This window comes from Parafrankia sp. FMc2 (assembly GCF_041008525.1).
GTDB lineage: Bacteria > Actinomycetota > Actinomycetes > Frankiales > Frankiaceae > Parafrankia.
The window spans coordinates 1-13,370 of sequence record NZ_JBFLUG010000168.1 but is presented as its reverse complement, the minus strand read 5'-3'; the positions used below and the strand labels follow the sequence as shown (position 1 = coordinate 13,370).

Annotated in this window: 6 protein-coding genes; 4 read left to right on the top strand and 2 right to left on the bottom strand. The window is 73.0% G+C overall.

Features of this window, described 5'->3' with window-relative positions; genetic code table 11:
* Positions 1-117: 117 nt before the first annotated feature.
* Both AB1460_RS31800 and AB1460_RS31795 read right to left on the bottom strand, forming a co-directional pair.
* Positions 118-1,332 (bottom strand): PucR family transcriptional regulator, encoded by a 1,215-nt coding sequence (locus tag AB1460_RS31800; protein ID WP_368965773.1) that lies wholly within the window; start codon positions 1,330-1,332, stop codon positions 118-120.
* A 400-nt stretch (positions 1,333-1,732) separates the two neighbouring features.
* Positions 1,733-1,891, bottom strand: a complete 159-nt coding sequence (locus AB1460_RS31795) for a hypothetical protein (RefSeq protein ID WP_368965772.1) — start codon at positions 1,889-1,891, stop codon at positions 1,733-1,735.
* A gap of 159 nt (positions 1,892-2,050) precedes the next feature.
* Between AB1460_RS31795 and AB1460_RS31790 the strand changes: the two genes are divergently transcribed.
* From AB1460_RS31790 to AB1460_RS31775, 4 genes are all read left to right on the top strand, one after another.
* Positions 2,051-3,904, top strand: a complete 1,854-nt coding sequence (locus AB1460_RS31790) for a fatty acyl-AMP ligase (RefSeq protein WP_368965771.1) — start codon at positions 2,051-2,053, stop codon at positions 3,902-3,904.
* Positions 3,901-11,100 carry an SDR family NAD(P)-dependent oxidoreductase gene (locus tag AB1460_RS31785; RefSeq protein WP_368965770.1) on the top strand — a complete coding sequence of 2,400 codons (7,200 nt, stop codon included), beginning with the start codon at positions 3,901-3,903 and terminating at the stop codon, positions 11,098-11,100. Before AB1460_RS31790 ends, AB1460_RS31785 begins: the two co-directional genes overlap by 4 nt.
* Positions 11,097-12,689, top strand: coding sequence for an acyl-CoA carboxylase subunit beta (locus AB1460_RS31780; protein WP_368965769.1), 1,593 nt, complete (start codon positions 11,097-11,099; stop codon positions 12,687-12,689). Before AB1460_RS31785 ends, AB1460_RS31780 begins: the two co-directional genes overlap by 4 nt.
* Positions 12,686-13,370: MFS transporter (locus tag AB1460_RS31775; protein ID WP_368965768.1), on the top strand; the 685-nt coding region annotated here is incomplete at its 3' end. The genes AB1460_RS31780 and AB1460_RS31775, both read left to right, overlap by 4 nt.

Genomic DNA, 13,370 nt, shown 5'->3' with positions numbered 1-13,370 from the left:
CGACCGACACAGCCACGAACAGTCCCAGACCCGCCACTACAGATCGCGATCACTCCGACGCGGTCAGAACAAGAGATCGCGTAGCTGTCTCTCCGCACGCACGTGCGGAAGACAGGGCTAGACGCCGCGCCACGATGTGATTCCGGCCCGGGCCAGTGTGAAGGCCATGCGCAGGGCGAAGGCGTCGTGACTGCGGCGGGGATCCTTTCCGGTCAGCGCTATCACCCGGTCCAGCCGGTAACGCAAGGTGTTCACGTGCACCGGGATGCTGCGAGCCGCGGCGTCGGGTGAACCGTTGTGCGCGAGCAAAGCGTCCACTGTCTCCACCAGACCTTTCCCGGCCGCGGCGAGCGGGCTGTGGCATTCGGCAACCAGCTGGTCCGCAGCCTGCTGGTCGCCGCACAGCGTGCGTTCGGGCAGGAGGTCGTCGACGTGAAGAAGGCCGGGTGGACCCTGCCAGGCGGGCATCGCCCGTAACGAGGACAGCACCGCCGCAGTGGCCGGGCCGGCCGCGCTCAGGGTACTGACAGCGCTGCTGGTGACGACTGTGTGGCTGGCGATGAGCGGACCGTCGGAGCTGGCGGCCTCGGTGCTCCACAGACCCGGCGATGCCAGATCGGTGAGAACATCTGCCGCGGCGTCGGGAAGGATCGCCAGAACGCAGCGCCCGCGCTGGGCGGCACACATGGTGACGCGGTGCCGTTCCGCGGTCCGGGTCACTTCGAGAAGGACGAGCTCACCGGCGTCGGACCGCGGGAGCATGCCGATGACCCGAACGGGAACACCGAGCGGAAACAGGCCGGAGGCGCGCTCCGCGATCTGCTCCTCGCCACCGTCGATGAGGGCTTCCAGGAGAAGCATCTGCCGTTGGGCGCCCGCCCGGCCGCGGTTCTCCGCCAGTTTCGCGTACACGGCCGCCGCGGCGAAGGCGACCTCGCGGCCGTAGCGTTCCAGATCTCCGCGCACCAGTGACGCGGAGGCATCGTCCATCACGTCGTGGATGCCGTTCAGGACGACATCGACGGTCAGCCGGATGAGCTCCAGGATCTGGTCGAGCGAGATCTGCCCCGTCACCTCCAGCGGAGCTCCGGAAAAGATGTTCCGTAATCGCGGCGGCTGCGGGGTTGCGATGTCCTCCGCCATCAGCATCAACTCACGCCCGACGACCAGACGGGCCCAGGACCGGGTCTGAGCCGGCAGGCCGGGGAACCACGGCACCGAGCCGAAGGCGTCAACAGCTGCCTGGGAAAGTGCACGGACGGCCCGGCGCAGCTCCTCGATCGCCGCGGTGGTGCGGGCCGCTTCGGTGTCCTGGTCCTGGCCTGTTGCCACTGCCGCCGCCCTGCTCAGGAGACCGGCGCATGCGCGCCCGCTTCGACCACGGGACCCCGGCCGAGATCCTTCCTTCTCGTCGGCTCTTCCCTGGGTCGCCCGGTCGGCGGACTGCACGGGCGTAATGCCGGCTCATCGTCAGTCATGCTGCCTCCACCCACTTGACGCCCAACGCCGCGCTGTGCCGCCGCGACAGGCGTCGCGGATAACGGGGCTACTGCATCCATGTCGCTCGCCGCACGCCTCTCTCGGATATTTCGGTGGTCCGGAGCCGTGGGCGATCATGGGATCCTGATCGCCCGATGCGGCTGTCCTCGTTCCGTCTTCGTCTTGTCTTTGGCATACGCCTAACACGGGCTGGAGTGGGCCGTCAAGGGGCGGAGAAGATGCTGTGGCGCCATCAGGTGTGGCGCTGGGCGATGTAGTGGCCGAGTTTGCCGATGGCAGCACGTCGCACCAGCTCGTGAGATCGGACGGTGAAGGTTCGTGGCGCGGTGTCACGAAATTCCGGCCCGGTGTTGTCGTTGCCCTGTTCTGGTGGCTGGGAGTCGTAGTCCATAAAGCGCGCGGGAAGTTCGTAGCCGTGCTCCGAGGACGGGTGGCCGGCCGCTCGCCAGGCTGTTCCACGAGCTGCCGGTTTCGTCCGGTTGTGTCAGCGATCGACTCTCTCCTGACCTACGCAGAGTTCGGATTGACCTGCACCTCGATCGGAGCCTCGATGAATATTTCCACGACTGACGACGACAGCGGCGATCTCCCGGCGGTTCCAGCGAGGGCGGGTACCCTCGCCGACCATCTCGCGCACTGGGCGGAACACGCACCGGACGAGCCGGCGATGACGTTCGTCGACTATGAGCGGGATCGCGACGGAGCTCAGACCACGCTGACCTATCGGGAGCTCCGGGAACGGGTGCGTGCCGTGGCGGTCGGACTGGGCCGGATCGTCCAGCCCGGGGACCGGGTGGCGTTGCTGACGCCGCAGAACCTCGATTATGTGGTCGCCTTCCTCGGCGCGCTCGCGGCCGGCGCGGTGGCGGTTCCGCTCTTCCCGCCCGGGTACGGGGTCAGTTCTGGGCGGCTCGCCGCGGTGCTGGCCGACTGTGATCCGCGCTGTGTCATGACCTCGGCTTCGCTGCTCGACCAGGTCGAGCCCTTCACCAAGGAGTGGTTGGCGGGCGGCCCGGCCACCGGCGAGGTGACGGTGGCCGCCGTCGACCAGCTCGTCGACGAGACGTTCGACGATCTGGCCTGGGCCACCCGTCCGCCCTCGGCCGTCGAGGACGTGGCCTACCTGCAGTACACGTCCGGATCGACCCGGGTGCCGGCCGGAGTGGTGATCACTCATCGAAATGTGGTGGTGAACGCCTACCAGGCGCTTGCTGGTCATCAGGTGCGGAACCGCGGCGACCACACGACCGTGAGCTGGCTTCCGCTTTTCCACGACATGGGGCTGATACTGTCGATCGCCGGGCCGATCGCGGCCGGCGTACATTCGGTGATCCTCGATCCGCTGGCTTTCGTGCAGCGGCCGTCGCGGTGGCTCCGGCAGGTATCCCGGTATCCGGGTGTCGTCACCGCGGCGCCGAACTTCGCCTACGACTACTGCGTCAAACGTGTCAAGGCGGCCGACAAGGCCGAACTGCGTCTGGACCGTGTACGGAGTTTCGCGAACGGTGCCGAGCCGGTCCGGGCCGGGACCCTCCGGCGTTTCTATGCCGCGTTCGCCGAGTGCGGGCTCCGGGAGACGGCGTTGCGACCGACCTACGGTCTGGCCGAGGCGACCGTGCTGGTCTGTGTGAGCCCGATGGACGAAGGCCCGACCACTGTGTTCGCCGACTCCGACGTGCTTGCGCTCGGCCACCTCGAACCGCCGGCCGGCCCGGCGGCGAAACGGACCGAACTCGTGTCCAGCGGCGCCCCGGTGGATCAGGAGCTGCGCATTGTCGACCCGGTGACCTGCCAGGCAGTGCCGGACGGCACGGTGGGCGAAATCTGGATCCGCGGCGACAACGTCGGCCGCGGCTACTGGCGCCAGGAACAGACCAGCGCCGAAGTGTTCCGGGCGGTCCTGCGCACCGCCGCGACGGGCGCCCGGGCCGAGACGCCTGGCACCGGGAGCTGGCTGCGTACCGGCGACCTGGCGAGCTGGTACGAGGGCGGACTGTTCGTGACCGGCCGGATCAAGGACATGATCATCGTGGACGGTCGCAACGTCTATCCGCAGGATGTCGAGTCCACCGTCGAGGAGGCGCATCCGGCCGTGGGCCGACATCGCACGGCGGCCTTCACCGTGCCGACCGCCGGTGGCGGGGGAGGCGGGGAGGGCGTCGTTGTCGTGGCCGAGCGCTACCACGCGGCGGACGGCGCGGCGGACGAGACCGGCGCGGTCGCCCGGGCCGTGCGTGCCGCGGTGTCGTCCGAGCACAACGTCTCCCTGCACGACTTCCTGCTGGTGGAGCCCGGCTCGGTACCCCGCACCTCCAGCGGGAAGATCGCGCGGAGGGCCTGCCGGCAGGCCTACCTCGACGGCCGGTGGGACATCCGGTCGGGTTCGATCGGGCGCGACCTGTGAGCGGGTCCGGGCCTCGGCCGTCCGAGACCGAGCTGGTGGCCTGGCTGGTCGCGCAGGTCGCCGACGCCGCGGAGCTCGACCCGGCCGACGTCGATCCCGACCAGCCACTGAACGAGGTGGGCCTCGCCTCGCGGGACGCGGTGGCCCTGACCGGGGAGATCGAGGAGTACCTGGACGTCGTGCTGCCGGCGACGCTGGTCTGGGAGAACCCGACCATCCGGCTGCTGGCGCGGGCGCTGACCGGCACGGGCGACACCCAGGCACTGCCGCCCGCGGACGGGCCGACGACGGGGACCCGCCCGCCAGCGCTGGTGCAGCACGGCATGCTCGCGGAGCACGGCGCGCCGGCGGAGATCGCGGTTGTCGGCGTGGGCTGCCGCTTCCCGAGTGGCGATGGTCCCGAGGAGTTCTGGGCGGCCCTGACCGCCGGGCAGGCCGGTGTCGGCGAGGTGCCCCCGCAGCGCTGGGCGCCGTTCGCCGCCAGGGCGCCCGAGCAGGCGGAGCTGCTCGCCCGCACGACCCGCTGGGGCGGTTTCCTCGCCGACGTCGAGGGCTTCGACGCGGAGTTCTTCGGCATCACGCCGCGTGAGGCCGAGCTGATGGACCCGCAGCAACGCCTTCTGCTCGAGGTCGTCTGGGAGGCGCTCGAACACGCCGCCATCCGGCCGTCGTCGCTGCGGGGCACCCGCACCGGCGTCTTCGTCGGGCTCAGCGTGGCCGAGTACGCGTACCTGACCACCGCCGACCTGACCGCGATCGATGCCTGGACCTCGACCGGATCGGCGCCGAGCATCGCCGCGGGCCGCATCTCCTACCTGCTCGACCTGCGCGGGCCGAGTATCGCCGTCGACACCGCCTGCTCGTCGTCGCTCGTGGCGGTGCACCAGGCGAGCCAGAGCCTGCGGGCCGGGGAGATCGACCTCGCCATCGTCGGCGGGGTGAACCTGCTGCTGACCCCGGCCGTGACCGTGAACTTCGATCTGGGCGGGGCGCTGGCGGCGGACGGCCGCTGCAAGACGTTCTCCGCCGGTGCGGACGGCATCGCGAGGGGCGAGGGCTGCGGCGTCGTCGTGCTCGAAAGGTCGGCCGATGCCAGGCAGGCGCGTCGGCCGGCGCTGGCCGTCATCCGGGGCAGCGCGGTCAACTCCGACGGTCGGTCCAACGGGCTGACGGCACCCAGCCCGCAGGCCCAGGCCGACCTGCTGCGAACGGCCTACGCGGCAGCCCGGATCGCCTCCGACCAGGTCGACTACGTGGAGGCGCACGGCACCGGCACGCCGCTGGGCGATCCGATCGAGGCCAGCGCCCTCGGCGAGGTGCTCGGCGCGGGCCGCCCGCCTGACCGGCCGCTGCTGACCGGCTCGGTGAAGACGAACCTCGGTCATCTCGAGGCGGCGGCCGGCATCGCCGGACTGATCAAGGTCGTGCTCGGGCTGCACCACGGGCAGATCCCGCCGAGCCTGAACTTCACCGCCCCCAACCCGTTCATCGACTTCGCCGCCGCCCGGCTCCGCGTCGTCACCGGACCCGCGCCACAGCCATGGCCGCGCTACGGCGGACGCGCGACGGCCGGAGTGTCGGCCTTCGGGTTCAGCGGGACGAACGCGCACGTCGTCCTCACCGAGGCCGGACCGGCCGACGGTGCTCACCACGGCACGGGGCCGGCGGGTGTCCTCGGCGACCTGCCGGCCGTGCCCACCGCCGGCCCGGTGCTCACGGTGTCGGGGCTGACCGCGGACCGGGCGCGGGCGGCGGCCGGCGACCTCGCCGACTGGCTCGCCGCGACGGCCCACGCCCAGGCGGCGGACTCGGCGATGCGGCTCGCGGAGGCGGCGGGCATCCTGGCCCATCACCGGGACCACGGGCCGGCCGCGTTCGCCGTCATCGGCCGCGACCTCGACGGCGTTGTCGCGGGCCTGCGAACGGTCGCCGCCGGCGGCGACCGCAGTGGACGACCCGACGTCGTCGTGGCGGCGGGACGGACAGGCGGCCGAAACAGGGAGCGAGCGGAGGCGGCCCGCGGCCCGTTGTTCGTGTTCTCGGGCTACGGCTCGCAGTGGCGGGGCATGGGCGCCCGCCTGCTGGCCGAGGACGTGACCTTCGCCAGGATCGTCGCCGCGGTCGACGTCCTGACCCGTCAGCAGGCCGGGTTCTCGGTCCGTGCGGCGCTCGGGTCGACGGCCGCGATCGAGGGCGTCGCCGCCACGCAGCTGACGCTGTTCACGATGCAGGTCGCCCTCGCCGGGACGCTGCGCTCCTACGGCGTCGTGCCGGGCGCGGTCCTCGGTCACTCCATGGGTGAGGTCGCCGCCGCCGTCGTCGCCGGCGCTCTGGACCTGGCCGACGGCGTGCGGGTGATGGCCGTCCGCTCCCGGCTGCTGGAGTCCGTGGAGACCACCGGAACCGGCGCGATGGCGATGGTGGGGCTGTCCGCCGCCGAGCTCACGAAGATCACCGCAGAGGGCGACGCCCACCCCGGTGTCGGCGTCGCCGTGTACTCCTCGCCCACGCAGTGTGTCGTGGCCGGCGACCCGGCCGGGGTGGCGGCGCTCGTCGAGCACGCGGGGGCCCTCGGCCGCGATGCCTGGGCCCTCGACGTCCGGGGCGCGGCGCACTCGCCGGCGGTGGACCCGGTGCTCGCCGAACTCACCGCCGCGCTCGCCGATGTCCGGGGCCGGGCGCCCCGGATTCCGCTGTACGGCACCGCGTTGACCGACCCGAGGTCGGTGCCCGCCTTCGACGCCGAGTACTGGGCGGCGAACGCACGACGTCCGGTGCGGTTCACCCAGGCGCTCGCCGCGGCCGCCGAGGACGGCTTCACCACGGTCGCCGAGATCGCGCCGCACCCGGTCGCGGCGGCCTCGATACGGGAGACACTGCGGGCCGGCGGAGTGCAGGAGCCGGCGCCGGTGGTCCTCGGCCGCCGCGACACCGACGACCACCTGGCGTTACGCGCCGCCGTCGCGCAGCTGGACCTGCACGGTGTGAACGTCGACCGGCACCGGCTCGTGCCGCTCGTCCGCCCCCGGGCCGCCACACCGGCGGCAGCGCCGCCGCGGACCCGCTGGCACCGCCGCCGCCACTGGTTCACCCCGCCCCTTCCCGCCGGCCGGGCTCCGGCCCGCGGCGCGGGCGTCCTCCCACCCGCCGGCCAGCACCCGTTCCTGGGCCAGCGGGTCGAACTGCCCGAGGGCGGCCGCCACCTGTGGCGCACCGTCACCGGCACGGACCAGCTTCCGTGGCTCGGCGACCACCGGCTGCGCGGCGCCGCCGTCATGCCGGGCGCGGGGTTCGCGGAGACGGTGCTCGCCGCCACCGCGGAGGCGTTCGGCGTCGACCCGGCGCAGGTCAGCGTGCACGACCTCGAGCTGCTCGGACTGCTGTCCGTCGAAGGCCGGGTCGAGCTGACGACGTCGGTGACGATCACCGGCAGGCTCGCCGCGGTGGTCGACGTCCACGCCCGCGTCGCCGGTCCCGGCCCGGGCCCGGCCACGGGGGCGGGGGCGGGGCCCGGGACGCCGCTGCCGTGGGAGAAGCACGCCACCGCGCGGGTCACCGTCGGCGACCCCCTCGAGTGGGACGACGACTGGGACCCGCTGGTCGACGCCGTCGAGGTGGACGTCCCGCGGTTGTTCGCCGAGGTCGGCCACGCCTACGGTCCCGCCTTCACCGGCGTCGACGCGGCCCGCTCCGGCGCGTCGGCGGACCAGGACGGCGGGTGGGCGACCGCCCGGGTCGGCCTCGGCCCGGCAGCTCCGACGGACGGCACGTTCGTCGTACATCCCGCCCTGCTCGATCTCTGCCTGCAGGTCTTCGCGGCCGCCGGCCGGTCACTCCCGGCAGGGCCGGGGGAGGACGCTCGCCGGTGGTACGTACCGGTCGGCGTCGGCTCGCTGCGCGTCCTCGCCGACCCCGGCCGGGGCGGGCACTGCCGGGGGCGGCTGCGCCGCGTGGACGCCGACCGGCTCCGCGGCACCGTGCAGCTGCTCGGCGCGGACGGGGAGGTGCGACTCGAGGCTCGGGACGTCGACCTGCGGGCCCTGCCGGACTCCGCGGTGCCCGTGCCCCTGGCCCGCCGGCTGTACGAGACCCGGTGGGATCCGGCACCGCTGCCCGTCGAACCGGCGCGCCCCGCACCTGCCACCTGGCTGGTCGTAGACGCCGTCAGCGGTGGCGGCAGCGGCGTCGACGACCGGCTCGCGGTCGAGGTCGGGGAGGGGCTGCGGGCGGCAGGTCACCGGGTGACCGCCGTCCGTGGCGTCGGGCGGGTTGCCGACGTCCTGGAACGGCCGGCGGACGACCCCGATCGGACGGGTACCGGCCTGGTGCTCGTCTGCCCGTCGGCTGTCCCGCTCGAGGCCGATGTTGTCCCGGCTGATCCGGTCCCGGCCGACGCGGTCCCGGTCGAGGCGACTGCCGCCGCGGCCGCCGACCTGGTGTTCGCCGTGGCCGAGATGGTCCGGGCCGCGACGGCCGGACCGCGGGGACCGATCCGACTGTGGGTGGTGACCCAGGGTGCGGCGGCGCTTGACGGGCCCGGTGATCCCGCCGGTGGATGTCTGCGCGGAATCGTCCGGGTTCTCGCCTTCGAACACCCGGAACTCGCCGTGACCGTGGTGGACGCGGACGTCAGTGCCGGTGAGACCGTGGTCGCCGAGCTGCTGGCCGGTACCGCCGACGACGAGGTCGCCTGGCGCGGCGACACCCGCCTGGTCGGCCGGCTGCACACCGCCGGCGACGCCGTGCGGGCGGCCGGCCCCCGTGACGCGGTGAGTTCCGGCGACGCGGCGGGGATGGTGGTTCGTCCAGGCAGCTATGTCGTCACGGGGGGTCTGTCCGGGCTGGGGCTGTCGCTGGCGCGGTGGCTCGGCGACCGCGGCGCGCGGCGCGTCGTCCTCAACGGCCGGTCCGACCCGTCCACGGCGGCCGACGCCGAACTCGACGACCTCCGGCGGGCCGGTACCGACGTCGTCGTGGTGACCGGCGACATCGCCGAGACGACGGTCGCCCGGCGGCTGGTCGAGGCCGCTGTCGCCGGCGGCGTCCCGCTGTACGGCGTGGCGCACGCGGCAGGCGTGCTCGACGACGCTGTCGTCCTCGGGCTGGAGCGGGCCGGTCTCGACCGGGTCTGGCGGCCGAAGGTGCACGGTGCGCTGCGGCTGCACGCGGCCACCCGGGGCATCGACCTCGACTGGCTGCTGCTGTTCTCCTCGGCGGCGGCGCTGTTCGGCTCGCCGGGGCAGGGCGCCTACGCGGCGGCGAACGCCTGGCTGGACGCGTTCGCCCGGCAGCGGCGCGCCGACGGGCTGCCCGCGACGAGCATCGAATGGGGCGCGTGGTCCGGCATCGGTGGCGCCCGTGACAACGACAACGTGCTGCTCGCGCCGATCAGCCCGGCGGAGGGCTTCGAGGCACTCGAAGCGGTGCTGGTCACCGATCGTCCGGTGACCGGGGTGACCGGGCTCAACGTGGCCGCGGCGGTCGAGCTGTTCCCCGCCCTGGCCACGCTGCCGTTCTTCGCCGAGCTGGCGGGGCCCGGCCGGACCACCGGTGCGGGCACCGGCCCGTCCGCCGACACCGGCGGCGGCCGGACGAGCGGCGGCGACTGGATGGGCGTGCCCGCGCTGCTGGCACTGCCCGCCGATCAGGCCCGCGCGGCTGCGACCGGCCGGACCCGGGCCCGTCTCGCCTCGATCATGGGCTTCGGGGTCGAGGATGTGGACCCGGACGTGCCGCTGACCCAGCTCGGTCTCGACTCGCTGATGGCGATGCGGGCGAAGAACGCCGTCGAGGCGGACTTCGGTGTGGCGTTGCCTGCCCGGATGCTGCTGCAGGGCGCCAGCCTGAACGACTTCGAACACCACGTGGCCTGCGAACTCGGCCTGTCGAAGGCGTCCCCGGTGGCGTCGCGCGGCCCGTCGCGCGTCGGTCCTCGCGACGCCACCGAGCGGTGGCTGGCCGTGCTGTGGCGCGAGGCCCTGACCCGGGAGACCCGGGAGGGCGCGATCGGCCGGGACGGGGCGATCGGCGTCACCGACTCGTTCCACGCACTCGGTGGCGACGAGGCGGCTGCCACCCGGCTCGTCGAGGCGGTCCAGGCGCACCTGGACGAACGATCCACCGCTGGCGTCGGCGTCGGCGGGCAGGCCGACTCCCTGGCCGGGTGGCCGCGGGTCAGCGCGACCGAGCTGTTCGCCGAACCGACGGTGGCGGCGATGGCCGACCTGCTGCGCGACCGGTTCGAGGGGGACACCGGCTCGCCGGTGCGGTTCCTGCGCCCGCTCGGCGACGGAGCGCCGCTCTTCCTGTTCCACCCCGCGGGCGGGACGTCCAGCGTCTACCACCCGCTGGTGTCGCAGCTGCCCGACCGGCTGGGCTGCGTCGGGTTCGAGCGCCTGGACGAGATCCGGACCGTCGAACAGAAGGCCGCCCGCTACGTCGAGCTGCTACGGGAGTTCCAGCCGACCGGACCCTACCGACTGGCCGGCTGGTCCTTCGGTGGCGTGCTGGCCTATGAGGCGGCGGTGCAGCTCGTCGACGCGGGTGAGACGGTGGACCTCGTCGCGATGATCGACAGCATCCAGCCGCTACCGGTGCCCGCACCGGCGCCCGGCCGGTCGGCCCACGACCTGGTCTCCGCCCGGCTCACCCGCTTCGTGTCCTACCTCGAGCAGACCTACGACACGAGGCTGGACGTCGCCGTCGACGCCCTGGCCGGGATGCCGGAGGACGAGCAGGTCGACCTGCTGACGAGGGCGATCGCGGACGCCGGTCTCGGGATGAGCCCCGGCGTGCTCGCCCACCAGCGCACGTCCTACCTCGACGCCCGGATCGCCGAACGGTACCAACCCCGGCGGTACGCCGGCCCGGTGATCCTCTACCGGGCCGAACGGCCCGAGGCGGTGATGACAGCGCTGGACGAGCGGTACCACCGCACCGACCTGGCGCTGGGCTGGGACGAATGCTGCGACGATCTCGAGGTCCTGGTCGTGCCGGGAGATCATCTCTCGCTCGTCGATCGGCCGGACGTCGACGCCGTGGCCCGCCATCTCGCCGCGCGCCTCGCTCGCCGCCCCGCCGCGACCTCCCATACCGCCGCGGCAGCCTCAGCCGACACGGCCTCCGCTGCCGCCGCGAGCTCCCTTGCCGGCGCGGCCTCCGAGACCACCACGAGCACGCCGGGAGTGGACCGATGACGATCGCCGACTCCGCAGGCCGCACCACGGCCGTGGCCCGGCTGGCGGAGCTGCGTCAGCGCGGGGAACGGCCACTGTCCGCCGGGCCCCGGGACGCGGCCGACCGGCAACAGACCCCGGACCGGCTGACCGCGCGGGAACGCATCGAGCTGCTCCTCGACCCGGGGACCTTCTCCGAGTTCGACGCGCTCGCCCGCCACCAGTGCCACGAGTTCGGCCTCGGCGACCGCCGGCCGGCCGGCGACGGCGTGGTGACCGGCTTCGGGACGGTACACGGCCGTCAGGTCGGCGTGTTCGCGCAGGACCGCACCGTGTTCGGCGGCAGTCTGGGTGAGGCGCACGGACGAAAGATCTGCAAGATGATGGACCTGGCGATCAGGACCGGCTGCCCGATCATCGGGATCAACGACTCCGGTGGGGCGCGCATCCAGGAAGGCGTCGCGTCGCTGGCCTACTACGCCGAGATCGGCCGCCGCAACGTGCTGGCCTCGGGCCGGGTGCCACAGATATCGCTGATCATGGGGACCTGTGCCGGTGGAGCCGCGTACTCGCCGGCCGTCACCGACTTCACCGTGATGGTCGACGGCACCTCGCACATGTTCGTCACCGGGCCGGATGTGGTGTTCGCCGTCACCGGCGAGAGGACCACGCTCGACGAGCTCGGTGGCGGCGGGATCAACGCCACGGTCGCGGGCAACGCCCACTACCTGGCCACCGACGAGCTCGACGCGCTCGACTGGGTTCGGGTCCTGCTCGGCTTCCTGCCCGACAACTGCGAGGACCCGCCGCCCAGCTACGCCGCGCCGCCGGATCCCCTGACGGTGACCGACCGCGACCGGGAACTCGACACCATGGTGCCCGACGCGCAGCACCAGTCGTACGACATGGCCGAGGTGATCCGGCGGGTGGTCGACGAGGCCGACTTCCTCGAGGTGTCCGCGGAGTTCGCCCCGAACATCATCTGCGGGTTCGGCCGGGTCGAGGGAAGCTCCGTCGGCGTCGTCGCGAACCAGCCGCGGGCGCTCGGCGGCGTCATCGACATCGACGCCTCCGAGAAGGCGGCCCGGTTCGTCCGGGTCTGCGACGCGTTCAACATTCCGCTGCTCACGTTCACCGACGTCCCCGGCTACATGCCGGGCCGACAGCAGGAGGAGCTGGGAATCATCCGGCGCGGCGCGAAGCTCTTCTACGCCTACGCCGAGGCGACTGTGCCGCTGGTGACGGTGGTGGTGCGCAAGGCCTATGGCGGCGGCTACGCGGTGATGGGCTCCAAGCATCTGGGCGCCGATGTGAACCTGGCCTGGCCGACTGCCGAGATCGCGGTCATGGGGGCGACCGGGGCGGTGAGCATCCTGCACCGCCGGCAGCTGGCCGCGCTCTCCGGCGCCGAACGCGACCAGGCGGCGGCGACGTTCGCCGCGGAGTACCGAAGCCGCATCGCCTCGCCCTACCCGGCCGCCGACCGCGGGTATGTCGACGCCGTCATCGCGCCGTCCGATACCCGGGTCGAGGTCACCCGGGCGTTGCGGGCATTACGGACCAAACGTGAGTCGATGCCGCCGAAGAAGCACGGAAACATTCCGCTGTGAACATTCCGGGACGGAACTCCGACCGCCCCGCGGTGCAGGCCTCGGGACGGTCGCGGCTGGTGCTGACGGCGGTGGCGACCGCCGCCTTCGTGGTCGCCATGGACAACACGGTCCTGAACGTCGCCCTGCCGACGCTGCAGTCCGAACTGGGACTGAGTGTCTCCGAGCTGGAATGGGTGGCGACCAGCTACATCCTGTCGTTCTCGACGCTCCTGCTGGTCGGCGGCCGGCTCACCGACCTGCACGGCCGCCGGCCGATGTTCCTGCTGGGCCTGGTGGTCTTCGTCGGCTCGTCCGCGGTGGCCGGCTCGGCGAACTCCGGCGACATCCTCATCGCGGCCCGCCTGGTGCAGGGCGGCGGCGCGGCACTGATCATGCCGGGCACCCTCGCGGTGCTGGCCACCGACGTCGACAACCGCGGCCGACAGCTCGGCGCCGGGGTGTGGACGGCCGCGGTCGCACTCGCCCTGGCCCTCGGCCCCGTGACGGGCGGCATCATCGCGCAGCACTGGCACTGGCGCTGGATCTTCTACCTGAACGTCCCGGTCGGCCTCGCGGCGCTGGCCGTCGGCCTGCGCGCCCTTCCCGCCCAGCCCGCCTCCCGCGCCACCCAACCTTCGCTCCGCGGCCGCGGCCGCGGAGCGAAGGTTGGGTGGCGCGGGAGGCGGGCTGGGCGGGAAG

Excerpts from the sequence above, each read along its gene's own strand:
- AB1460_RS31780 (WP_368965769.1), top strand. The coding sequence starts at position 11,097 with ATGACGATCGCCGACTCCGCAGGCCGCACCACGGCCGTGGCCCGGCTG.
- AB1460_RS31790 (WP_368965771.1), top strand. The coding sequence starts at position 2,051 with ATGAATATTTCCACGACTGACGACGACAGCGGCGATCTCCCGGCGGTT.
- AB1460_RS31795 (WP_368965772.1), bottom strand. The coding sequence starts at position 1,891 with ATGGACTACGACTCCCAGCCACCAGAACAGGGCAACGACAACACCGGG.